Origin of the sequence: Planctellipticum variicoloris, from assembly GCF_030622045.1 — a bacterium.
Classification (GTDB): Bacteria; Planctomycetota; Planctomycetia; order Planctomycetales; family Planctomycetaceae; genus Planctellipticum; species Planctellipticum variicoloris.
Genome location: NZ_CP130886.1, coordinates 3,932,296 through 3,957,255 on the forward strand (window position 1 = coordinate 3,932,296; position 24,960 = coordinate 3,957,255).

Annotated in this window: 10 protein-coding genes; all 10 read right to left on the reverse strand. The window is 65.1% G+C overall.

The annotated features are described in order from the left end of the window. Positions 1 to 15: 15 nt before the first annotated feature. Complete coding sequence (locus SH412_RS15335; protein ID WP_336518888.1) at positions 16 to 726, reverse strand: sigma-70 family RNA polymerase sigma factor; 711 nt, start codon at positions 724 to 726, stop codon at positions 16 to 18. After that, positions 726 to 1,112 (reverse strand): hypothetical protein, encoded by a 387-nt coding sequence (locus tag SH412_RS15340; RefSeq protein WP_336518889.1) that lies wholly within the window; start codon positions 1,110 to 1,112, stop codon positions 726 to 728. Before SH412_RS15340 ends, SH412_RS15335 begins: the two co-directional genes overlap by 1 nt. A gap of 45 nt (positions 1,113 to 1,157) precedes the next feature. Next, positions 1,158 to 6,527, reverse strand: coding sequence for a WD40 repeat domain-containing protein (locus SH412_RS15345; RefSeq protein ID WP_336518890.1), 5,370 nt, complete (start codon positions 6,525 to 6,527; stop codon positions 1,158 to 1,160). A 204-nt stretch (positions 6,528 to 6,731) separates the two neighbouring features. Continuing rightward, the gene (locus tag SH412_RS15350; RefSeq protein WP_336518891.1) at positions 6,732 to 9,143 is read right to left on the reverse strand and encodes a bifunctional serine/threonine-protein kinase/formylglycine-generating enzyme family protein; all 2,412 of its coding nucleotides are present in this window, start codon (positions 9,141 to 9,143) and stop codon (positions 6,732 to 6,734) included. 167 nt (positions 9,144 to 9,310) lie between these two features. Continuing rightward, a complete protein-coding gene (locus SH412_RS15355) occupies positions 9,311 to 14,149 on the reverse strand; it encodes a vWA domain-containing protein (RefSeq protein WP_336518892.1) in 4,839 nt (1,612 codons plus the stop codon). Between the two features lie 62 nt (positions 14,150 to 14,211). After that, positions 14,212 to 15,900 (reverse strand): hypothetical protein, encoded by a 1,689-nt coding sequence (locus SH412_RS15360; protein ID WP_336518893.1) that lies wholly within the window; start codon positions 15,898 to 15,900, stop codon positions 14,212 to 14,214. Between the two features lie 52 nt (positions 15,901 to 15,952). Next, positions 15,953 to 21,118, reverse strand: a complete 5,166-nt coding sequence (locus SH412_RS15365) for a hypothetical protein (RefSeq protein ID WP_336518894.1) — start codon at positions 21,116 to 21,118, stop codon at positions 15,953 to 15,955. Between the two features lie 183 nt (positions 21,119 to 21,301). Next, on the reverse strand, positions 21,302 to 21,595 hold the full coding sequence (locus tag SH412_RS15370) for a PAAR domain-containing protein (RefSeq protein ID WP_336518895.1): 294 nt from the start codon (positions 21,593 to 21,595) through the stop codon (positions 21,302 to 21,304). 28 nt (positions 21,596 to 21,623) lie between these two features. Next, a complete protein-coding gene (locus tag SH412_RS15375; RefSeq protein ID WP_336518896.1) occupies positions 21,624 to 22,577 on the reverse strand; it encodes an FHA domain-containing protein in 954 nt (317 codons plus the stop codon). Between the two features lie 49 nt (positions 22,578 to 22,626). Further along, positions 22,627 to 24,873 carry a type VI secretion system Vgr family protein gene (locus SH412_RS15380; protein ID WP_336518897.1) on the reverse strand — a complete coding sequence of 749 codons (2,247 nt, stop codon included), beginning with the start codon at positions 24,871 to 24,873 and terminating at the stop codon, positions 22,627 to 22,629. Between the last annotated feature and the right edge of the window lie 87 nt (positions 24,874 to 24,960).

Below are 24,960 nucleotides of genomic sequence, written 5' to 3' on the forward strand. Positions count from 1 at the left end.
GAATGTCCACACGCCCTAGTCGGGAGCCTCGTCGAGCGAGGATGCTCGCAAGCTCTTTCCCATCTGCTCCAGAGCACGGGCGTGCATGCGGCTCGCCCAACTTTTGCTGATGCCGAGCCGATTGGCCGCCTCCTGCAAGGTTCTGTCCTCATAGTACACGGCCCGAATGAGCGCAGCCGCGTCGGGGGGGAGCCGTTCCATCGCGTCCCGGAGCTTGACGCTGGTTTCCTGCTGAACCAGGCCCGACCAGGGCGCCTCGGCGGACTGGTCGGGAACTTCCACCGCGCCGCCGGGTTCGTCGGCCGCGGCGAAGTAAACCACAGCCAGCGAACTGGCCAATCGCGTAAACCAGCTCGCTTCGGCCGCCAGCGATTCCTGTCCGGCGGCGGCAGCCGGCTCGCCCGCGGCGGCCTGTATGACTTCATCGGACATCTGCTCGTAGCGAGTTTCCGGACTGCGGGCCGCCCGGAACCACATCAGCTTGTTCACGCCGTCGAAGATCGCGCCGCGAATCCGGTAGAAAGCGAATGTGGAAAACTTGGTCCCCTGCCCTGGATCGAAATCGCGGGCGGCCTGCAGGAGACCGACCTGGCCATAACTGATCAGGTCGTCGGTTTCGATCCACGCCGGTGTGCGGGAACGAAGCTGCATGGCCAGATGGCGAACCAGCCCCTGACAGTCGAGGACCATCTGGTCGCGTTCGGTGGCGGCGAGGGGCTCGTCCATTACTTCACCGCCGCATGCAGCCGGTCCCAGAGTGCGCTGAGCCGGGCGTGAGTTTCGGGGTTCTCGTAGAGTGTCCGCGCCACACGATCCGCGGCGATGTTGAGCTGCTCGACGGTCTTCCAGGCGCCGCCGAGCTGGCGGCGAAACGCCGTACGGACCAGCTCGACCATCACCGGTTCGAAGGCAAAAGGAGCGTCCGGGAATCGGCGGGCGACTTCCAGCAGCGGCTCCAGGTCGCCCGGTTCGACTCCCGGTTCCAGAGAATACATGGTCGCCGTCTGCTTGAGAACCTCTTCGAGGACGCGGCGGGAGGTGGAGTCGCCGGTCCGAAACGGGACAGGACGATCGCCGGCGTCGCCGGCGGACGATTGAGCGGAACTGGCCATCGAGTGCTCCAGCGGGAATGCGGCTTCGCCGTGTCAACGAGCGGACTACTCGACGGCGCCGATTCGGAGGTCATAGACATCTTTAAGGAGGTTGACGGTTTCGAACTGATCGGGGAACTGCTGCCGGTTGGCGGCGTACTGCTGATCGATCTTCAGGGCCAGATCGCGGACCACGCGGGTCTGAGGCAGAGCCTGTTCGAGGACCGAAATCAGGCGGGAATCCTTCGGCGGAGCTCCAGGCCCCCGCCAGTTTGAGACCGCGATCCCCAGATGTGGCGCCCGCGGCCAGATGTCCCGCGCCTCCAGACTTTCCGTCTTCTGTTCGAGATCGAGAAAGATGAGATGCGAGCCGTAGCTGCGGCTCAAGTTCTCTTCGAGAATCCGCCCCGTGATGGCGCGGTCCGAAGTTCCAAACGCAAAATTGTCGTCTGTCAACGTGATCTGCCCCTGGTAGTAGACCATCACGATGGATTGCGGGCCGCTCTTGACCCCGCGAGAGAGGTTGCTGAGCATCGTCCCGACCAGTTCGCGCAGCCGATTCTGCACGGCCGCGGGCGTGGCGTTGAGTCCGTCGTGGACGTGGATCCGCGAAAACCCGTCGGACGTCCAGACTTCCTGCGACGTCTGCTGGTGCGATCGCGGCTGTGCGCGGAGCGCCCCCTCGAGCAGCGCCGAACGAGCGCGGGTCCGCATCTGCTCGGCGTCGCCGACCCCGAGCAGCAGGACATAGAGCTCCTGCTCGCGTTCCGGAGCTGAGCAATCGATTTCGAGCGTGTTGGTGCAGCCCAGTTCCGCGGCGATTCGCCCCTCGGAACGAAACACTTCCACGCTGATCCGGTTATTCTTCGGCAGGTTGAAGACCACATCCGCTTCAAACAGGCCGACATTGGGCTGCCTGGCGTCCTGGACAATGTGCACCGTCGGCAGCTTAAAGCTGTTGACCCAGATCCGGGCGGCCAGATGACCGTCGAGCTGGTCCTTGCCGCGGGCGACGACCCGTCCGCGCAAGCGCATTCGAGAACTCGGCGCTGCCTGGTTAAAGCGACCCGAGCCGTCGTTCTTCCGCTGCGGCTGCAGGTCGCCAATACTGAGGATCTCCACCGAAATCGTCTCCGGCACATACGCCACCGTAAAAGTCTGCTTTTCGCTGAACCCTCCGGCGTTGTGCGCGGAAAGTTCGATCTCATTGACGCCTTCCACGAGATCGATCCGTTCGACAGCCGCCGAACCGTCGATCGAGACATCGTCGGCGGCAATCACGCGCGGCTCGGATTTGCCGCCGCTGGAGCGAACTTGAAGCTGGACAGTCGCAGGGACCGCCGACTTGACCGCATAGCGAATCTCCAGCCGGCTGGAGTTGACGGTGAGCGTTGAAGCCGACGGAACTGGCGCCATCAGAGTCAGAATTGGCGGCTTCTCGGCCGGTCGTTCGACGCGAACTTTGTGGACGGCAGGAACCAGCGACACCCCCTCTTCGTTCGTCGCGGTAATGCGGATCGCATGCTCCCCTTCCGCCAGACCGATCTGCGGAGCATGCAGCAGCCATTCGCCGGGAGTCCCCGGGGCCGGGGCCAGCGTAAAATTCGTCAACTCGCCAACCTCGTCAATCTGCAGCCTGACGGCTGTCACGGGCAGGGCCGACCGAATCCGGCAGGTCAGGTCGAGCGGCTTTCCAACGAGACCATTCTCCGCGATGATCTGAGCGATCTCCGGCGGGCGACGGAACTCCAGGTCCATCGACTGGCTCATAGGAGCCTGGCCGCCGTCATTTTCCAGACGCAGCGTCACCACGTTGCGCCCCCCGGCCAACGGCATGCTGGCGGTCAGGCGATGCTCGCCCGGCCGGGACTGATCGATCTGCACCATCGCGCCGTCGACGACGGTTTCGTTGATGCGGAGAACGACCCGGTACGGCAGCTCGATCCGTCCCCGCAGCACGGCGGAAACGACCGCCGTCGGTTCGTGATAACCGGTATAGAAGACCAGCGGAGCCGCCTTAGTCCCATTCGGCAAATCTTGAAGCGGCGCCGCCGTCGCGTCGAATGCTGCGATCGTCGGGAGCGGTGGTTCGAAGGCGACGAACAGCCGCTTCTCATCGGACGCCGTTTCCACGGCAGATTGAACAACGAGCATCTGCTGCCCGGGGCGGAGCGTCAGGGTCTCGTCGAATGGGAACTCCCGGACGGTCGCCGCCGTGAAACCCGTCAGATCGCGAATCCCTTCCGCGGTCGTGAGCCGGGCCCGGTCGATATTTCCCTGTGCCGTAATCCGGCCTCGAATGCGAATTCGTGGCCAGACCGTGCGATATCGGGCTTCGGACTGCTCCAACGTGAGCGGCTCGCCGTTCTCCGGCACCGCAGCGACCTCCGTCACCTCGATGCGCGGCGCCATCGGCGGCGCCGCCCGCCGGGCAAAGCTCGCCAGTCGCGCCGTTTCCAGGTAGCGGTCTTCAGCGGGTACCGTCGCATTCCACGCAACGAGCTCCAGGCGATTCTCACCCGGTTCGATCAGCAGTTTTTCGGAAATCTTCAGCGGCTCGCGAGTCTGCCACGAGCGGACGACGGTCTGCTCGTCCTGGCCGGGCTTCTGCAGCAGGAGCTGGACTTCGACCGGCTCAGAACCGGGAGTCACCGTGGCCTCGACCGAGATGTCTCCCGTCTTGAGCTCGTCCTTCCAGGGAGGCTCCCAGTCGATGACCGGGCCGGCGGGGCGATAGAGCACGTGGTCGATGCGGGAGACCTGCCGATCCGGCGTCCGCAGGCGAACAGTCAGTCGGTGCACGCCGCGTCGCCACGCAATCCGCGACAAGTCGGCAGTCCATTCCTGATTGGCCCCGTTCTGCAGCGCCATCGGATCCGCGTCGTCGACGGCGACCGTGACGCCGAGCAGCCGACGCTCCGAAACTCCGCGCACCTCGGCCACCAGCTCAATGTCGCCCGTGCTGAACTGGGGGCGGTCGTCGTAGTCGGAGCGGACTGGAGTCCCGTCGCGGTGGCGGAGCCAGGTCGTGATCTGCGGCGATTCTTCGGCCGTCGTCACGACAAGCTGCTGCGAATCGAACAGGGACTGCAGCAGATCGCGGCGGTAGAAGCTGTCGCGATACTCACCCACCGGAGCGAACCGCGCCGGCTGAGCGGGTTCGCCCGTATTGAAGTGCCAGCCGAGCCAGCGATCGACACCGTCGCCGCGCGCGTCGAAATTCCCCAGCGGATGCCAGCCGATCCACTCCCATTCGTCCGGTCCCGCCCCGCGCGTGACGAACAGCGAACAGAGCGCCTTGACCTCGTCGATCGCCTGACCGACCGGGACCTGAACCGTCTGAACATTCCCCTTGCGTCGGAGAGAGAGCGATACTGTGTCGCCGGGACGCTGGCCGAGAACAAACTGATAAAACTCTCTGGCGGACCGCAGCGCAATGGCCTCGCCGCCGCGAACCACGGCGACAAGCTCATCGCCGACCTGGATCGGCAGATCGGCCGGCGCAGCGGTGACGAGGTTGCGCTGATCCTGCGACTGCACGACGAGACCCGGAATTCGGCCATGTTTGCCGAGGCTTCGCGTCGCCAGATCGGTCGTCGTCCAGAGCGAGACGGTTCTGTCTTCGCCGACTGACAGCAGCATGCGACCGTCCGCCGAGAACGAGAGCGACCGAATCCGCCCCGTATGCCCCACGCACCACCGCACAGGTTCGCCGGTATCTCCGCGATACCATTGCAGCAGCGGCTGCCCCCGCAAATGAGTCGCGACGGCAACCAGCGGCGCCGGGCACTGGGCCGACTGCGGACAGAAGGCCCACGCCGTCACGACGTGACTCTCGTCGAGCTTCAATTCCAGGTCCGGTTGATCGGGTCGATGCAGCGTGAGGACTCCCGACTTGGAGCGGTCGGCGGACCAGCCGGCGGCGTCGGCATTCGCCAGACGCCAGGCATCCGTCCGACGCTCGATGCGGCGGTCTCGAACATTCAGAACCAGCGCCTCCGAGGGAAATTCGCCGGCCTCGTTCCGTTCGGCCTCGCTGAGCAGCAAGCCCCACTCCCCGTCTCCGCTCTGCACGAAAGCCGCATCTCGAAATGCAAGGCCAACGCTGCCGAGCACCTGAGGCCGCGGATTTCCGCCGGCGAGCAGTTCGTCGACGGGGAAGGCTTCGATTTCATTCCGCTCATTGCCTGCCACGGCGAGTTGCCGCCCGTCCGCAGAAACCGCGAGAGACGGCTGACGCAGCTCGGCCTGCCAGGGAAGCAGCACTTCGCGAACCGTGCGAAACGGAGCGGCGGCCGTGGCGAGGGTGAGGCGGTATTCGCCCCGTCCGTCCGGAAGGTAGCGCGTCACGATCAGGGCGACGTGTGCCGGCCGGCCGTTCCCTTCGGGAATGAGAGCCACGGCGCCGGGCAGGTTCTGCACTTTTCCCTGGATGGAATCGATCTGCGCGGGTTGAAACTGCTGGCGAGTGATGCCGGCCAGCCGGCCGTCGGCCGCCGGTCGCAGCGACCAGACGCCGACTTCGGCATGAGCGCCCGTCAGCAGTCGGTCGCCCCCCGTCGAGAGCGGGAGAACGGTCAGCACGTTCGGATTGGACTTCACCCCCGCGACCTGACCGGTCCGGACATCCCAGACGCGAAACTGGTCGTCACCCCACGCGAGCGCAACACGGGCCTGTCTCGGGTCGGCGCCGGTGCTCCACGCGGTCAGCCCGGGGCGAAAACCCATCAGATCGGGGAGCGGCTGCCAGTCCTTGCCGGATGCATCGGGAACGCGATCGAGCTGGGCCAGTTCCTTACCGCCGGCGACGTCCCAGTAGCGGATGCGAGGCCGTACGCCGGTCGCTCCGTCGTTCCGCTCTTCGGCGATTGACACCAGCTCGGGGGGATTCGACGCGCTGTCGCGCACGAACGCCAGCGACTGCACCGGCCCGCGATGTCCGCGCAGCAGCCTCGTCTGGCGCGTGGCGGTGTTAAACACGTAGATCAGACCTTCGTCGACCTGCGCCGCGGAGCTGAGCGTCCCGGCGGGGAGCACCCACCCCACATTTCGCTCTCCGCTCATGTCGCGCGTGTGCCCCTGGCCGGCCGTAGCAAGCCACTTTCCATCCGGCGACAAAGCAAGGGCATTCAGCCCTCCATAGAGGCCGGCCCCCGTCGGAACGCGAAGCGTGGCGCCGGCGCTGTACTCCAGCAGACCGGCGGCATTCCGATTCCAGACCTGGACCGCCTTGTCCCAGCCGGTCGCGTACAACTGCTGTCCGTCGGGGCTGAAGGCGAGGCCGCTCACGTAGCTGCGCGGGCCGCCCGTCTCCAGACGCAGGACCGGCGCGGTGTCGCCTGGCGGCAGGACAGCCTCGTCGGCATGAATCGCGCCGGGCCAGGAACCGGCAATCGACAGAGCAGCCAGCAGGATGAGCAGGGATGCGGGTTTCATCGTGAGCATTCCTGTGGACGGGCGACCGGAGCAACGCAGATGACGACTGAGATCGCTTTCCGCCTGCGGAAGCGAGACGAGCGCCCCGCCGGCCGCAGTCCCATTATCGTCGGCCCGACTCAAAAGTTGCCCGGAAATCTCCCGAATTCCACCGCGAACAGAAAGCGTATTGGCAAAAAGAGTTATATCGACGACAAGTCCGGTTCAGCGGGCGCCGTCGTCCGGCAGCAGGACCACGCGGAACCCGATGTAGTCGCCGCGGGCAATGCCATCCGGAAGCAGAGTCACGGTCCCGGCATCATTCAGATCGTCGGTGCGGCGGACCCGCAACCCGTTCGAGACCGATTTGACCCACAGCAATTGCTTGTCGACGCCCGACTCTTCCCCCAGGCCGCGCAGGCGCGCGTGATACAGATTGTCGGTCAGGACGCGGTCGTTCCGGCCCGGAATCCCCCGGCGACAGACGTCGCGAAGGTCGGCCTCGTTGTTCGCAAAATCGACCAGCGTGGCAGTCAGTTCGGTGGGCCAGACTCCGCTGCGCAGGCGGTTGTATTCGCACCCGTAAGGCGATCGCTGCTCCAGAGCCGCGCCGCCCGGCTCGCGAAACTCGCACTCGGAAGGCCCCGTGCCGATCCAGACCTCGACATTCAGCGCGGGAATCGTGTCCTGCACCCGGCCGAACCCCCGCAGCTCGTCCGGTGAAATATCCGCGGGGGGCTTGCCGTAACGCTTTTCCAGGACGCGCAGGAAATCGTAATAACCCGCAGCAAGCTCCCATTCGGTCGTTGTGGGGAGGCTGCCGTACGCCCCGCCAATCCACTGGGCAAATCGCTGAGCCTCCAGCACATACAGGTCCGTCACGGGAGACTCATCCGCCGACTCCCAGCTTCGCCCGCCAGTCTCCCGCGGTTCGAATTCGAAATCCGGCACTTCACGGGCGAACTCCTGAAACAGTCGATTGGTGACGAGCTGTTCCATGACATAGAACGTCTTGATTCGGCGACTGCCGACCTCGGTCTCCGGAACCAGCCGAAATCGCACCGACTGGCCGGCGACCCGCCGCTCCAGAATCGATGCAAAAATGACGTCGCCAACCCGGCAGAGCCGAGAGTCGGTCCCTTCCCGAAAACCCGCCTTCTGGAGTGCGTCCGGCAACCAGAGCTTCGGACGTCGGATCTCGATGCGCACCTGCTTCTCGAACGGAGCGTCCCCTCCCGGCGCGGTCGCCCGCAGGACGAGAGGCGGCATCAATCCGGGAGGCTGATCGAGATTCGGGGCCGACACGACGATGCTCCGCGTCGTTGCCGGGATCGGGCCTCGGTTAAAGTCGATTTTCAGGCCGGCGGGAGGGTCCGGAGCTTCAAACTCGGGCGCCGTTCCGTGGGGGAGATCTTCGACCGCAAATGTCAGGTCCAGACTCTCGCCGGCCGTCAGAACCAGCGGCGTCTCTTCGAGAACGGGATCGACGGCGTCCCCCCGATCGACGGTCAGCGTGGCAAAGGCGTCGAACCTGGGGCGATACCAGTACTCCGGAAAGAGCACGAGGCTGGCGACCGAGATCATGCAGATGCCGGTCACCACCAGCCAGGGCCAGAGCGCAGACGATCGAGGCGGAGCCGGGATTCGCACGGGCTGGGCGGTTTCGTATTCGCCGGGAGCGGAGGTCTCCGCCAGGTCGGACGGACGGATCGTCTGCGAATAATCGACCTGTCGCTTCGGAGCAATTGCGTAAGCGGCCAGGAAGCGATCGCGAACTTCCGTCATCGTCTGCGGGCGGCTCGCCGGGTCTTTGGCCAGGCACTGCATGACCAGCTCTTCGACGGCCGCAGGATACTTGCGATCCGGCGCAACCGCGGCAAATGGCGGCGGCGGAGAATTGCCGATCGCGTTCAGGCAGGCGGCCAGCGCCATGTGCGACGTATCGCTTTGCGGAAACGGCACCTGCCCGGTCATGACCTGGTAGAGCAGCACGCCGAACGCGTAAATGTCCGACTGCGGCGTCGCGACCGGGGAGACCTTCAGCAGTTCCGGCGCCATGTACTCGACGGTCCCGGCCCCGTCCTGCGTCCGATTGCGCTGCGTCCCTTCCGCGTCGAGTTTGGCCGCAATTCCAAAGTCGAGCAGGACGAACCGGGCCGCGTGGCTGGTCGCCCCGCTCTTGCTGCGGTGTTCCTTGAGAATGATGTTTCGCGGCTTCAGATCGCGGTGAATCAGGTGATCCGCATGCGCATGCGCCAGCGCATCGCCGACCTCGCTGACGAATTTGCGAAGCTGCTCCGGCGTGAGCTGCTTCCCCTGACGGATGAAGAGCCGTTCGAGATCGTCCCCCTGCAGGAACTCCATCACCAGGTAGGCGAGGCCGTTGTCGTTGCCGTAGTCGCTGACCTGGACGATGTTGTCGTGGCGGACCTCGGCGGCGAGCTTCGCCTCTTTCATGAACTCGCGGTAGGAGAAGCCGACTTTGACCGCGACCGGAAGGTTGAACTTCTTGTCGATGCCGCGATAAACCGCACCGAACCCTCCGCGGGCGACGAACTGATCGAGCACGTAGCGACCATCGAGTTCGCGGCCGACAAGGCCGTCCAGATCTTCTGCGTTCAGCTCGCCGATCGACATGCGGGGGCCTTCCGGCGGTCGGAGCCGGGATGGGAAGACGACAAAAACAGGGCCGGTCGCCAGCGGGATTCATCATACCCCGCATGCAGTTATGACGCCAATGACACGCTCCGCGATTGACGACTCGCCGGCGGAAACCGCCGCCCGTCCGGCGAGGGCCGCGCGGGTCACTGCTCCTGATCCCACTTTTCGATGATCAGCGGAGCTTCGAGCCTGCGGGCGCCGCGATCCAGCGACCTGCGGGAGGTCAACGCGATCTGCAGATCGTCGATCTCCTGCGCGTCGCCGACGTCGAACGAGTATGTCACCTGCCGCTGGGACTCGTAGAGCGTGCTCTGCCAGTGGAACGGGGTCGCCAGGAATCGATTTTCCGCCAGCGACGGTCGCCCCAGTTCAACGCGAATATCTGCGATATCCAGACCGGTCGCGACGTCGTCAGCCCCCTGCAAGCGGACGAGGACTCGCCCCCCCTGGCGCTCGGCGACAATCGTCAAAGCCCCTTCGGGCCAGTCGGGCAGGTCCGGAGTCTGAGGGGTCCTCAGCGATGCGGCCAGCGGCAGAGCGGCGTCGGGCTCGGTGCGGATCATCTTCCAGCTCGCCTGCACCTCGGGCTGTCCGTCCGCAGGCCAGTTGCGCAGGCTGATCTGCCATACCGGAATCGATTGGCCGGGAGCAAGCTTCGTCTCTCCCGACGACCGCTGACGACTGCCGCGCGGCGTAACCTCGATCCGCATCTCGGCCGGACGCGCGACAATTCCCAGTTGATCGTCACGGTCGAGACAGAACAGAAAGTCGGCCTCGTGGGATTGCCGGTCGAGGCTGGCTTTCAGATATCCGAATCGGGTCGGCTCGGCCGTCGAGAGCGCCGTGGAGTCCTGGACGCGGCGGAAGAGTAGCGGCTGGGGCCGGCGGTGCCGGAGCTGGTTCCCCGCGAAATCCAGATCGAATTGCAGGCGTTCGCCGCCGGCGATTGTGGCGGAGAACTGAGCGAGTCCCGGAAAGCGGACCTGATATGTGTCCGGCAGGCGGCCTGTAACCGGTTCGCCCAGGCTGGCGAGGATCTCCTCCCGCGGCAGAGCTTCGCGAATGACGGCATACTGCCGGGGCTTCATCACGGTCTCGATGGTCTGAGCGAGTTTCGGACCGGACGGAGCGTTGTAAAACTTGCTCCGCGTCTGCTCGCTGAGCCGGGTCAGCGAATCGATGTCGGCCTTTTCGTCGACGCCGAAGGCCACGACATGCAGAGACAACTCCGGATGCGCGCCGAGGGTTTCCTGGATCGCCTTGTAGCGGGGGCCGTCCGGGAAGCCATCGTTGTAGGCGCCGTCGCAGATGGCGACGATGACGCCCCCCCGTCTGCGATCGATAAAGTAGCGTGCCGCGGACTGCAGCGCCCCCAGCAGTGGGGTTTGTCCAAACGGCTGCAGCGTATCCAGGTTGGCGAGGATCTTCTGGTACTGCTCGTCGACGAGACGATCGGGCTGCGTCAGGATTTCGAAATCGTTGCGCCAGTCCTCGGCGACCGCCGAGGGAATGGGAACTCTCCACGCGGTATTGACGGCCGTCTGATTCGGGTCGCCGTTCTTGGCGCCGGCGCGGTGTCCGTAGGCCATCAACCCCACAACGTGCGGTTGTTTTTCATTGGCCAGGATCGGCCCATCCCGCAAGACTCGAATTGCCTCCGTCAGCGTCGTGCGCGCCGCCTGGAAACGGCTCTCCCCCTGAGGATCTTTCGGATTGATCGGCGACGTCATGCTCAAGGAGCAGTCGAGAATGAAAATCGTATCGCGACGATCCACTCCATTGACGACAATTTCGCCTGTCGGAGCGGGCGGCTGAGACTTCCAGTCGATCGAAGCGGGCGGACAGGGATCGACCTGCAGCAGGTTGTCGGCACCATCCCAGTACCGGCCGCGGAAGAGCAGATGCGGTTGCACTCCGAGCGTCGCGCAACGGCCCGCGGCCGCCGCGCGTTGCTTTCGAATCGTGAATTCCGCCGAAAGCTCCTCCGCGGTGATGGAACGACGCCCGGCCGGCTGGAACTCCAGGATTTCGCGGCCGGGGTCGGCATCTTCTTCGAGCCAGATCGCCGCGACTCCGCGAGGCGTCTCGGGAGAAATCTCTGCAGTGATCCGCGTTGAACGCTGCGACGCCAGCCTCAGGTCGACCACGTCGTTGACCGGCGCCAGCACGAGCCGGGCGGTCTGCAGCGACTGGAGCCGTCGCGCCGCCTGTTCCTGCGCCACCTTAAGGGCCGGCAGCGACAGCAGATCGTTCTGGCGGGCAGCCACCCGGAGGCACTGGTCGGCGGCGCGCACGAACCACGGCTCGCGGTCCTCCGGGGCCACTTTCCCCCAGAAGTCTTCGAGATATCTTCCCGCCTGAGCCACGCATGCCGCCGCCAGCTCGAAACTCTGCAGCCGCCGAACCGGGTCGCGCTCGGCGGAGAACAGCACGGCGTCGTAGCCGTGCAGCGTACGGACGGCCCGTTCTGCGACGAGCAGCGACCGCAGCGCGGATTCCGGATTTTCGGCGGAAGCCAGTGCAGGCTGAGCGCGGTCGACCCGATCGCGAAACTCCTGCCGGATCGACTGCCCGAGCTGAACCAGCAAGGCAGGCTGCTTTTCGGAATCGACGACGGCGTTCTTCCAGAGAACCCACCGCTGGTCCATGTCGGTCTCCGCGGCGCCGAGCGATAACGTCTGCAGCGCCCACAGACCCTGCCAGCAGCCGTCGATCCCCGACCAGTCATCGCCGTTCCAGTCGGCGGTGGCGGCGACAGGCGTTCGCTGGGCGTTCGCATGCAAAGTCCGATCGCTCTGTTCGAGATCAGCGAAGAGCCCTTTGCGGACCTCCGCCGGCAGTCCTGACCACTGGAGGGCGTTCCGCAGCCGCAACCAATGAAAATACTGCGTCTGACTGAGCTCCCGTCCCGACGCCGACTCGGCCTCGCCGCCGGCCCCGATCAGACTGCGCGCATGTCGCAGAAGTCGAGCGCGCAGCGCCTCAAATCCGCGATCGGAATCATTGATCGCCGTCGTCAATGACTGCAATCGGTCGCGCCAGTCGGTGCTCGTCGCGAACTGCGGGGCGGAGTCCAGTTCGCCGTCGAGCAGCCGCGCGAGTTGCCGTGTCAGCTCGAAGAGGAGCAGCAGATCGACTTCCGACTGCTGCAGAGCCGAATCATCAGGTCCGTCCCGCAGCTTTTGCTCCTGCGCGGAGAGCGAAGGCGGACGAAAGCGGGCCTCGTCGATCCCCTGCGAATAGTCCAGCATGAGCCGGGCGCGGCGGGACTCCCCCGCCCTTCCACGGAGATTCTCGACAGGCATCCGCTGAGACGCCCACCAGGCCAGGTCCGGAAGCTCCGTCAGCAACTGGCGATGCAGGCGCTGAGCCCCGGCGAGTTCGCGGGCAATCCGTTCGTGCTGGTCCAGCTTCTGGGCCGCGGATTGAGCGGCCGCGGCGGATCGTTCCAGTTCGCCGGTCCCCCCCACAAACAGGAGATCTTCGGACAATCGGCGGTCCCGATCGGCGTCCGCCAGCAGCGATCCGGTCCAGAGCCGCGACCGGAAACTGAGCCACGCCTGCTGCTCTGCCCGCGCGCGAAGCTGCAGGCTTGCCTCTCGAAGCGGTGGAGTCGCTGGGGACGGGGCGAAGTTCTGCATCGCAATCTGCAACTGCTGCTCGGGAAGCGGAGGATCCGTCTCCGGAAGCCGGGCCACAGCCGTTCGACGAGACAGGCCCGCGGCGACAAACGACGCGCCGGTCAGGTCCGGTTTCTGGCTCTGGTCGCGCACTTCGAGGTCGCGGGCCGCTCTCTCGGCGGCCTGCAGATGAGGCTCCATCCCCTCCGGCTGTCCCGCAATGCGCCACTGTTCGGCCCGGCGAAGATGTTCCTGAAATCTCCGCCAGCCCAGCGGATGCCACTGTCCGGGGTCTTTGGCGCTCCATTTGTCGCGCAGCTCCCAGACAGCTTCGAGCTGGCGAAGTCTGGCTCCGTCGGCGGTCCGGGAAGCCTCCCGCGAAGTCGTCCCCTTCGGACTGTGCACCTCAGTCACAACTGTCGCAAGGAGTGCCTGGCGTCGATCGGCGGAAATCAGCAATTGCGGGTGCTGGCCGCGCAGGTCGCGGTTCTGCGAGACCCAGTGATGCGTGTGAGTCAGAACAAACTGGTGCAGTTCATCGAGAGTCACCCGTCGGTCTTTCGATTGGCCGGCAGAGCCGTCCGCTTCGCCCGCTAATCCGCGGATCAGGAATTCCGCAAAGACCGAGCGGGCCAGCATGGGGCTGGTCCAGCTCAATTCGCCGGGGGCGGCCGACGTCAGTACCGCCAGATTCGGAATCGATGACAGGACCGACCCGATGACTCCCTTCGACTCGCTCTGGCTGGCGCCGCTTCCCAGAACGGGCCGGTAAAGCTGACCCCACCGCCAGTCGACAGGCCCCCGGGCCAGATCGAGGGCGAGAATTTTCTTCTGTTCGCGCGGCAGACTCCGGAGATAGTCCCAGAGCCGGTCGAGGGACAAGTATCCGTCGGGCTCGTCAGGACCGGAATCGACGGAATAAATCACGACGCCATCGCCGCTGTGACCGGCCAGGGCGGTGACGTACAGCACGAGCGTCCCGCCGGCAGACGCTGCCGTCGACGATGCAGGCTGAGCGAGCTGGTCGGCAAGGTTGATCCCCGGAAAGCTGGCGCGAAAGTCCTCGCGGTCCTGCTGGGCGAAGGGATGCGGCGGCATGCCGCCGTCGCTGTAGGGAGCAGGTGCAAGCAGCCCATACTGCGTCTGCGTGCAACCGGGGACGAACAGTAAGAAGACGAACAGCGCCATGGACGCCAGCGCAATCAGCGCCGAGAAAACGCTCAGCAACCCGCGAAGCCAGCGGGACCGGATCGAGAATGTCGGCCCGCCGCCGCCGCTTCCAGGCCGGCGCCAGGCTCGCGATCCTTCGCGCGCCGGCGGATGGGACGAACCGCGCCACGAGGGGCCGGAAGGAGAAGACATGCAGAAGACTCCTCGACACGAACATGTCCCGAATGCAGACAGACCGCCGACGATGCACCGGATCAGCGGGCGGCCAGTTGCGAAGCGTGCTCCCAGATTCTCCAGGCCAGCAGCCCATCCGCCGCCAGAACGCCGAGCGTCAGCAGTGCGAAGACACCCGTCAGCCACAACCGCCGCTGATCGCGGGCGCGCCACTCGGGCAGCCAGGCGACGTCGTTCTGTTCGCCCATCAGCCGCTGCATCACGCCGTGCACGAACGCCTGCCGCGAAGCATCTGCGCCGGTCGCCGCAAAATAGCACCCCGACAGCCGCACCGGCAGTCGCAGATGCATTTCTCCCATCGCGGACCGCAGTTCGCGGGCGAGACGTTCCCGCCGATCCGACAATGCACACAGGAACTGGTAAAGCTGCCGGTTCTGGGGGCTGGCCAGGTTCTTGGCGAATTCGGCATAGACCCAGTCGCGGAACCAGAGCAGTCCCCGCTCGACCACCCACAGCGTCGATTTATCGTCGATCGGCAGCCCCGCGGGATAACGGGAGCCGGCGCGCGAGTCGAGAAACCGGGCATCCATCTGCCGGCCGCGGTCGAGAAACTGCGCCGATCCAATCACCTCCTCCAGGCCCGCGTGCAGGCAGACCACCGGAAACTGCAGATGCAGACCGTCGTGGAGCGTCTGCAGGTCCTGACCGATCGACGCAAACAGCGGCTCGTAAGCCGTACTTTGCGTCCAGCGCAGCGGAATGACCTGCAACAGTCCGTTCACCGGGCAATACGCCCCACGCTCGGCAACCAGCCGCTCGCAGAAATAGTCCAGCCGACGACGGTTGTCGAGCAGCTCCTGCTGGCTGAGCTTTTCGAGCAGCACCGGGCGTGCGGGCGCCGGAGCGGTCGAAGCGGCCCCCACGATCCCCGCAATCGCCCCCGGCCGTAGCGTTTCGCTGGATCCCCCCGTCAGCGGAGCATGACCGGCCTGCGCCACCGCCCCCTTGATGGCGCCGGGCGGAAGCGTCTGCCCCATGGCGCTCTGAATCTGATCCGGCCGGCGGGTCTGTTCGACCGCGGCCTGAATCTGGCCGGGACGAAGCGTCGACTGAACCGCCGGATTGGCATGCACCGCCGCAGGCGACACGCCGGGCCGGGACGCAGCCGTCTTACGCAACTGTCGCGACATGGCCCCGACGTCGTTCAGGCAGATGAAGAGCGCTTCGTCGCAGGCATGGAATGTCAGAGCCGCCTGCGGATCGTCGCCGGCGGTATTGACTTTCCATGTCAGCCGGGAACCCTCGAACAGGCTTTTCGACGGCTCGGGAGTCGCGCCCGAGACCAGAAACACAGGTAGCCATTGCAGGTCGAAACCTTCGCGGGCCAGAGCCTCGACCCCCGCTTCCCACGCCCGGTCGATATCCTCGAACTCGGAAACGTCCCGAGCGAGAAACAGCAGCACACCCGCAATCAACAGCCGCACAAAAAGATAAAACAGGACAAACTGAATCGCGATGTAATACCGCTGGACGAACCAGTGGGATATCGGAACCCGCGATTCCGGAATGAACCGCGTGCTGTAGTACGCCAGCAGCAGCGTCGCCCCGATAATAAACGCGTAATGAATGATCCGGTAGACCGTCGGCGACAGCCGCCCCGTCCTGGGAATCAGTCCGAACAGCAGTCCGACCCAGCGCAGCACCGAATACACCACCCGATGGGCGGCGTTCAAAGCACGGGCGACGAACATCAGATTCGACAGCGGCATCAATCACTCCAGGCGGATACAGTCCTCAGAACTGCGGCGACGGACTTCGGCGTCACTTTGCAACGGACAGCGGAATACTGGCGGTCGTCGTTTCGCCGGCCTTAACGTCAACTTTCGCTTCCCCCGCCTCCTTGCGTCCGATCACCGCGTAGTTGACCTTGACGGAAATCTGATACTGGCCCGGAGGCAGATTGGTAAACGTAAAACTGTCGCCAGTGATCTCCTGCAGACGGGCTTCCGGGCCGGTGAGCTGAATCGTGCTGCGTCCCCCCCGCGAAATCTTGAGTGCCACCGTCAATTTGCCATGCGTCTGCCCGGGAGGTGGCATTGGCTTGCGGAACGTAACGGGGATCGACTTGATCGCCCTGGTCCCCAGCCCGTTCTCCGCCACCACAATCAACCGCCGCGTCTCTTCGTCCTTCTGCAACTTGCCAAGTCGCGCTTTCGGGATCACGACGGACCAGAGCTTCTTCGGATTGTCCAGACTGCTCAGAGTCAGCTCTTCGAGCTGTTCCTCGTCAGGCTGCAGCGCTTTGTCGTCGTTGGCATCGAAGCCATACGCGATCCGGTGAATGCCGGACTCCGCATCGGCGGCCTCGATCGCGAAGGCGAAGTCGCGGTCGATCAACCGGGCCTCGACCCCGATCCCCTTCGCCTCCAGATCGGGCGGCGCATCGTCGTCGATCGCAAACCGCAGCCCGGTTCGCGCCACGGGCGTCTGCGGCTGATCGGCCCGGGTCAATGCCCCCTGAACCTGAAATCGCCCCATCAACCCCCGAATATCGGCCTCGGACTGCACCATCTCGTAATCGACGGCGGAGGTCCGCAGCTTCCATTCTCCCCCCTGAATCGCATCGAGCAGAACGTGCCGCTCGACCGACGAGAACAATCGCCACGACTGCTGCAGCGGCGTCGGCTCGCTCCCCGTCTCAGTCTCCCGCGTTACCGTGTAAGACAGCGTCCAGTCCCCCGTTCCCTCCGACCGGTCCAGCTCCGTCGCATCGACGGTAAACCGCACCCGCAGCGGCTCCTTGCCCTTCTGAATCACCGGCTCCAGCCTGGGCGGCCCCTTGGGATCGGGCGGAGGCAGCACCAGGTGCGCGGCCACGTGAGGCGGCAGCCCGGGCAGCAACGTCACATCCCCCGACGGAAGGAGCTGCCAGCGGTAGGCATGCGGCAGGCCGGCGACGTCCAGCGACAGCGCCCACGGACGATCCCGCGTCTGGTCCCGCCACCCCTTCGGCAGCCCGAACGACAGCGTCAGCCGCTGGCCGACGCCGACCGGGCCGCCCAGCGTGTAATCGGTCAGCGAGTTCCTCAGCGAATCCGGAAGCGACAACTCCACCGGAACCTTCGCCGGCAGCAGCACGTCCGTCGTCGACGGCGCCAACCGTTCCAGCGGCAACTGAAACCGATCGTCGACGACCGTCGGCCGGGGATCGGCGAGGAACTTCGCCGCCGACCAGAACGTCGGCCGAATCACAAACTCGAACGGCGCCTGCCCTTCGGGAGTGATGACATAGACCCAGCCGTGCGCCAGGTCGGCGAGCGGTTCCATCACGACCGCGGGTTTCGGAGGCGACTTCTCCTTGTCCGCCGGCGGTGCGGGCAAATCCCCGGGAACGGGAGTCCGTTCCTGTCCAGCCTCCAGCGCCAGCTCAAGCCCCTCCACCAGAGGAACCCGGCTCGATTCCGTCAGCCGGAAAATATCGATTCTCGCCGACGCGGTCGCATCGCGGGTCGGTCGAATCAGGTTCGCTCGCAGGCCAATCTCCGCCTGAGGGGGCAAAAAGATCTTCGCCCCCGCCGGACGCGCCGTCGGAACTGTCTCCAGTCGCGTTCCCGACGCCGCTTCGACAATCTCGATCCGCCATAACGTCGGGTCGAACGGAGGATGCAGCAGCACTTCTCGGAAATCCAGCGGAAAGCCGTCAGGCTCCGCCAGCACGGCCAGCAGCGGCTGCGGTGTCTCAACCTCGTCATCAAGTCGCAACTGGGCCGACAATCTACCATCGGCGGACAGCGGCAGCGCTGCCGGCTGGCGGATCGTCGAGCTCCGGTTTCCCTCGACCAGTCGAACATGCTCTCCAGTCAGCAGCACCTGCAATGTCGCCGACTCCCCTCCCCCCGGAATCACGACCATGCTCACGCTGCCCATCCGCTGGCTGTCGAACGCCGGCCGGTCGATGGACTGAATCCTTCCGGGAACGGGATGCCCCGGTCGAGCCCCCGCGCCAGCCAGCTCCTGTGCCAGCGATTCCGCCCGCTGAGCGAGCGCGGCATAGTCGGCCCCGTCGCCCGCCGTGCCGAAGCTGCGCTGTCGCCAGCTCCCGGCGTAAACAACCAGCCACTCCGCAAACTGGCGCGTGCGTTCGTTGCGAATGCGAACATCCGGATCGACCGGCGGCAGGATGGTCGGGTCGAGGGTCGCCGCGAGAAGCTGCCACTGCGACAGACTCGCAATCGTCGACGCGGACTGCGCCCGGCTCTGCAACACGCTCCACCGGGACCGGATCGATTTCCCGAGCTCCGCCCGTCGACGCCGCAGCAAGGCCTGGTCGGCGTCGCCTCCAGACAAAGAAGTCGTCGACTGATCCTCCAGCCGCTCCCAGTCTTTCCAGAGATCCGCCGTCACATCGGCCTCCGGAGAAAGCAGACTCAACGCAGCAATCGCCCAGAAACTCTGCCAGACGGCCCCCGTGTCGACTGATCCGCTGACGAGCGGATCCCCCTGCGGCGCGAGCGTTCTCAGGGCGTCCAGCCGCTCGCGATCCTGAGCCGTCAACCACGACTGTCCCAGCAAACGGTCCGCTTCGCGCCACGCCGCAGGTGTGGGATGTTCCGCCGTGCCCAGCCGCGGGAGCGACCGGCGGACCTCCTCCCAGAACTCGCGCCGATGAGTCATCGCGCGATTCGCCAGGTTGGACAGATTCTCCGCCGAGAGCGCCTCGCTTCCATCCGGCCCCGCCAGCAGGGCGACTTTAAGCTGTTGCGCATCGACAAACAGCGTCAGCAGCCGCCGTTCGAGGTCCGCCAGTCGGGCGGGACGATCGGGCCACGACGCCAGCAGCAGCTCCGGATTCCATTGATGATCCCGTTCGCGGTCCGACCATTGTCGAGCCAGTTCCCGCAGCAGCAGCCAGTCGACTTTCCGATGGTCGTCGTCATTGGCGCGACTGGCGATCCACTCCGCAGCCCCGGGCAGCTCCGCGAGCAGGTCGCTCCAGACGCCGACCGATTCCTGGTAGCGGACGGCAGCCTGCTCGGCGGAAGCGAGGGCTTGATCGGCTTTGTCGAGCCAGGCACGCACTTCGGGCCGCTCGCCATTCGAAGCCAGGAGCCAGCGCTCTGCGGCGAGCAGCGCTCGGAGTCCGGAATTCACAGTCTCGCGCACCAGCGGCAGAGATTCGGGAGTTGTCACGGCAAGACGCCGATAGCGCTGATGCAGGTCCAGCATTCGTCGAAGCGACGGGCCGGCGCCAAAGCCCGCTTCGCGGCCGGGGACGCGGAGCAGATCCTGCAACAGAACCATCTCGGGCGTCGACGGCAGCCGCCCGACCTCTGTAAGTCGCTTGACGATCAACCGGATCGGATCCCAGCCCGCCGGACTGGCGTCGCGCAGCAACTCCTGGATCAGCCACGCCTGAATGGCGTCCGCCGCCGGTACGACGACATCCCCCGCGGGGGCGGGCGCCCCGTCTTTAAGAAGTGACTGCAGGTATTGTGTGGTCGCAGCGGCGACATCCTTTGACAGCGGACCGGAGTTCCCCCCGAAGCCGAGTTCGATCAGCGCATCGCGCTGGGTGTCCGTCGAAGATGCCAGCAAGGCCGCCGGCGCGGCTGACTGCCCCTGCAAGCTCTTAGCGGCGGCATCCGCCTGCTGCACGGCCTGCGGCGCCAGATCGGACAGTCCGCCCCGAGCCAGCGACTCGGCCAGCGCCAGCCGGGATTCCAGCCTCCGCCACGTCACCGGCAATTGTCGACAGACCGGATCGCGGCCGCGCGGGCTGGAATCCCGCCAGGCGTCGCGCGCTTTCCACAGTTCGACCAGTCGGACGTTCCATGCCACGTCAGGCGACTTTGCCGCCTTGTCGGGAGCGGATCCGGCAGAAGTTGCACTTGCTGCGTCGGCATCGCCTTTCGAAGCCCCCTCGGCCTTCCCCTCCGCGGGTTTCGGTATGGGGACAGGCGGGGAGACGACGACGAACTCGAAGTCTGAGGTATTCCCGACGAGTTCGACCGTCTGGGGTTGCGCCGTGTGCGTGCGGTTCCAGTCGGCGACATCGCCGCGCACGAACGCCGTCAATTCATGGAGGCTGATCCGACGGTCATACTGCTGCGAATCGACCGGCCGACCGTCGTCCCGCCAGCCGTCGGCCGCGCCGTCGAGTCCCTCGATCAGCGACCGGACCAGCGCGGACTGACCGTCGGCGAGCCCGCTCTGCTGCCCCGGTCCAGCGGCGAGCAGAATCGTAACGTTGCTCGCCGCCGGCTCCGCAGTCGGCGGTGACGCGGCTCGCCCGGCCGGCCACTTCGCGAGCACCTCGGCGGCCACGTCATTGGCCAGGATCCCCAGCCTCCAGTTCGCCGCCAGTCTCGCAGCATCGAGCACCAGGACAACGCGACGGGCCCGGCTGTTCTGCAGGACGTCGACCAGCTCCCGCAACGGAATCATGGCCCCGGAACCGTCGGTCGGACTGTCGGGCGTCGCATCAATCGCAAACAGTTCGACGTCCCCCGTCGGCTGGACGAGCCCGTGCAGCGAGCAGAAGACCAGCAGATGCCGGCCATCGAGCGCAGCCGAATCCGCTTCGGTTCGCAGGAAGCTCAGAAACTGCGCCCCGTTGAGAGCATTGTCTTCGTTGCGCACCGGGGGAAACTGATCGGGATGGCGGTCGTGGAGAGTCCCGAAGGCCCGCGCATCCGATTCCCCGAACGGATTGACCGGCATGTTTCCCTGAGGATTGGCCCGCCCGCCGTAGGCCCCGATTCCGAACGTCACGACCTGAACCGGGAGCACGGGCTGCGCCGCCGGGGCCAGAAGATAGACAATCGCCCCCACCAGCACGATCAGCGTGATCGTCACCGCGCGCAGCTTGAACTGCCGGGAAAACCGCGAGACCGCCGGACGATGCGCACCGCGCCACTCGCGCGCATACGCAGAATGGGCGGGGGGCTGAGCCCGCCAGTCGCGCGACGGTGGCTTGCCGGCGTTCATGCGTGCTTCTTGAGTGGGAGCCTGTCAGACATCCGTCGGAGAACTTCCCGATCGAACGGGACACAGAACTGGCAGCATCGGACATCCGGCGACCACGGCTCCAGCCGCAGTCGCCCGTGCGCAACAGCTTACAGAATCAGCACCAGCGACACGAGCACAGGTTCCTCGCAACGCCGGGAATCTTCAGCCGATCATCACCGTCGGACAGCCGACGGTCACCGATCCCCCGTGGGCGGTGGTGTCTCCCATCCGCGCCGCGGGCTGCCCGCCGATCAGGACCGTCATCGACCCCATCGCAATCGAATCGGGCGGACCGACGCAGACCAGCATATCCCCGACCCGGGCGGCAGGCTGCCCGCCGATCAGCACGGTCGCACAGCAGGAAACGACCGGCCCGCCGACGTGGGGGATCGGAGGGGTCCCCGGAGTCTGCATCGGGCAGGTGTGCATGTCTCCGACACGGGCGGCGCAAGGCATGGTGATTCTCCGTCTGAAACCGATTGCGTCAGGTCTTCTCGACCGACGGCTGCAATCCCCCGGCGGCGAGGATCGCAGCGAAGTCCTCCTTGGCAAACAATTTCCACTGGCCGGGAGATTTCCCGTCTTCGATCAGCAGCCAGTGCAGACCCGACAGCAGAATCGCGGTCTGCGACGCAGACTGGCACGTGAGCATCTGATCGAGGAGCGATGGCCAGAAGTAAGCGGTCAAGGCGGCGCCCGGCCGATCTCCGGGCGCTCCGATCGCGGCTTTCCAGTGGGCGAGCAATTCGGCAGTCGGCAGCCTGGACCCGCAGCAGACGACGGCGTCTTTCCCCCAGCCGGTCCGAACCAGGTCCGCAGCCGACGGAAATTCCGCCAGCGAAACAAAAATAGGGGAATACTGGGCCCGCGCAGCAGGCGGCATCCAGCCAAACAGAAAATCGGACTCGACAATCTCCGGGGGCGGCGCCACGCCCGCACGCCGGCAGTCGATCAAGGCATGAACCGGCTCTGAACCGGCCAGAATCTCAAGAATCGCTTCGAAACTCGGTTCCTCCGCAGGGCTGAAGTAAATCTTCCAGCCGCAGCTCGCTTCGGAAACGGCATATTGTTTTGCCTGTCCGCTCCTGGCCGCACTCGCGGGCACGGTCGGAGCCGGACTGCCGACCGGTGCGTCATCGAACGACACGGTCAGACAGTTTCCGGCTCCAAACGTGATCCGATCCCCGCGCCGAAGGTCCGCGACCCCCACGGGCGCGTCGTTGACGGACGTGACGCCAGTCTGGCTGAGATGCACCAGACGGCATTCGGGCGGCCGGAACTCGATCCGAAAGTGCTGGCGCGAGACCGTCAGATCCTGCGGCACCGACAGCCCGCATTCCGGCAATCGGCCGGCAAGCAGCGTGCCCCCCTCCGGAACAGCGATAATCTGTCCTTGAAGCGAACCTTGCACGATTTCGAGGATCAGTCGCTGAGGCATGAACGGTTACCGAAAATTGCCGCCGCCCCGCAGGACGACGAAGGATGCATCAACTGCACGACTTGCTGCCCGTCTTGGAATTGTCGGCGGCATGGAACCAGTCGGCCGGCGGCTTGTCCTGGCTCGCATGATCGGGCTCCGTCGGCGATGCCGGTCTGGCTCCCGGCCCGGAACCCGCGGCTCCTCCGCTGTTCAACATCAGCATCGTGCCGTTGATCGCGACTCCCGCAGCCGAGATGTCCACAAAGTTCCCGCCGACTTTCAGCGAAAGCTGCATATCGGCCTCGATAACGACGCTCATCCCCTTCAGATGCAGCGTCGTCCCCGCTTCCAGCGCGACTCCCTGATCCACCTTGGCGTCCGCCGACCCGGCGGTCAGCGAAAACTGCCCGGAGACCTTTTCGCTGTGACTCCCCCCCACCGTCAGGTCGTACTTTCCGCCGACCTCCTCCAGGCGATCCTTTTCGATGTACTCGTGAAGATTGCCGCCGTCCGAGTCGTCGCCCATGCCGACGGTCAGATAGACGTTGCCTTCCACCTTTTCGAGCTTGCGGTGGAGCGTGTGCATATTCCACCCGCCGAAAATCTTCTGATTCAGCAGAGCGTCATCGTTGTCCTGATCCCCCACCAGGATATGCCGTTCCTTGATCGTCTGTTCGCGGTATTCATTCTTCACGCGAACATCCATGTCCTTTTCACCGTGAATGAAAACCTGCTCCTGGTCGGCGGTGTCGTTGAACCTCAACTCGTTATACCCGTCGCCCCCTTTGGTGGAGTTCGTCTTGATGCCGCTGATATTGGGATCGACTTTGTGCTTGTCGTCCGGACCGTCCCCCAGATACGGCGGCATCTGCTGATTGTTGTAGACGGTTCCCACGACGACCGGCTGATCCGGGTCCCCTTCGACAAACGCCACCAGCACTTCCTGACCGATTCTCGGCCAGAACGACGCCCCCCAGCGCTTCCCCGCCGCGATCTGCGCGACCCGCACCCAGCACGTGCTCGTTTCATTATTCTGGCCCTTGCGGTCCCAGAAGAACTGCACGCGAATGCGGCCGTACTTGTCGATCCAGATCTCCTCGCCCTCCTTGCCGACGACCTTCGCCGTCTGCAGCCCCTCCACAGTCGGCTTGGGAGCGATCCGCTGCGGGCGAAATTGCACATCGGCCGGAATGCAGACGAATCGGTTGGTATACGGACTCTCGACCGCCTCGCCGGTGATGTAATTCGCGTTCTGAACCGCCGAGTGCTGAACTTCGGTCAGCAGGTACTTCGAGCCCGAGTCGTGCTCGAGACTGACGCGATAGCCGGGCGTGAAGCCCCGGCAGCTCGACGAACCGGAGAACGTATGGTGAGTCGTCTCCGAGGCCTGCGCCCGCAGATTCGTCAGTTGATCGCCCACCGTGCTGACTTCGTCGAGCCGCTGATCAGTCTGGTTGTAGCGCAGCGCCGACCCGCTCGGCCACTCGAAGACTTCCAGTTTCGAGTTGCCGGCAAGCGAGGTCCGCGAAGAAATTCCGGAGTAGTCGATCCGGTTCGCGGCAAGCTGGCTGTGGTAATCGCGGGCCGCAAAGCTCCCCGAATGAATCACGCGCTCTTCGCGCCAGACGGTCACGCAGTCTTCTTCATGCGGTCCGACTCCGGAGCGCGTCGACCAGCGGACGGTCGCCTGATCGGGAACGTCTCCGCCGGCCGTCAGCGAATCGTCGACAATCAGCTTGTGGCCGGAACCATCGTGCGAAAAGTAATAGTAGAGTCCGTTCTCCTCGAGCAGACGCGAGACGAAGTTGAAGTGCGTCTCGTGGAACTGCACGCAATAATCGAGCTTCTTGTAATCGCTGCTCTTGCCCCGGACCTCAAAGCTGAACTGCGAAAAATCCTGCTGCAGTTCGCTGAAGACGCTTTTCACGATGTCCAGAACCGTCTGGTCCTGATATACGCGAAAATTCGCCCGCTTTGTCAGCAGCCACGCCCAGGGGGACAGTTCGGCTTCGAAATAATGGAACCGGGAATCTTCCCCGACAACCGCAAACCGGCTGCACATTCCGTCGAAGTAGCGGTACGGCCCCGACGCATAGTCTTCGCCGTGCGAGACCCGCAGCGTCATCCGCTTACCGAGCAGTTGATCGGCTTTGACCTGACTCGCTTTGTCCGGCTGAACAAGCAGCTCAACCTTCACCTGAAACAGGGCCGACATCCGCTCTGTGGCCGTAAACCGCGTCGGCAGCAGCAGATTCGTCTTACCGTCCGCCGTGAACTGCAACAGCCGCGGCTTGTCCGTGTAGTCGGACGACATCGTGACACCTCAACGTTGCCGGAACCAGGGAAACACGGGCGCGCCCGCCGCCGGGTCGGCGGCAGCGGCTCTTCAGCTCCATTGTCG

What these genes read in the sequence shown, in the direction of transcription:
- SH412_RS15380 (WP_336518897.1), bottom strand. Translation starts at nt 24,873, where the DNA reads ATGTCGTCCGACTACACGGACAAGCCGCGGCTGTTGCAGTTCACGGCG.
- SH412_RS15360 (WP_336518893.1), bottom strand. Translation starts at nt 15,900, where the DNA reads ATGCCGCTGTCGAATCTGATGTTCGTCGCCCGTGCTTTGAACGCCGCC.
- SH412_RS15370 (WP_336518895.1), bottom strand. Translation starts at nt 21,595, where the DNA reads ATGCCTTGCGCCGCCCGTGTCGGAGACATGCACACCTGCCCGATGCAG.
- SH412_RS15335 (WP_336518888.1), bottom strand. Translation starts at nt 726, where the DNA reads ATGGACGAGCCCCTCGCCGCCACCGAACGCGACCAGATGGTCCTCGAC.
- SH412_RS15375 (WP_336518896.1), bottom strand. Translation starts at nt 22,577, where the DNA reads ATGCCTCAGCGACTGATCCTCGAAATCGTGCAAGGTTCGCTTCAAGGA.
- SH412_RS15345 (WP_336518890.1), bottom strand. Translation starts at nt 6,527, where the DNA reads ATGAAACCCGCATCCCTGCTCATCCTGCTGGCTGCTCTGTCGATTGCC.
- SH412_RS15365 (WP_336518894.1), bottom strand. Translation starts at nt 21,118, where the DNA reads ATGAACGCCGGCAAGCCACCGTCGCGCGACTGGCGGGCTCAGCCCCCC.
- SH412_RS15340 (WP_336518889.1), bottom strand. Translation starts at nt 1,112, where the DNA reads ATGGCCAGTTCCGCTCAATCGTCCGCCGGCGACGCCGGCGATCGTCCT.
- SH412_RS15350 (WP_336518891.1), bottom strand. Translation starts at nt 9,143, where the DNA reads ATGTCGATCGGCGAGCTGAACGCAGAAGATCTGGACGGCCTTGTCGGC.
- SH412_RS15355 (WP_336518892.1), bottom strand. Translation starts at nt 14,149, where the DNA reads ATGTCTTCTCCTTCCGGCCCCTCGTGGCGCGGTTCGTCCCATCCGCCG.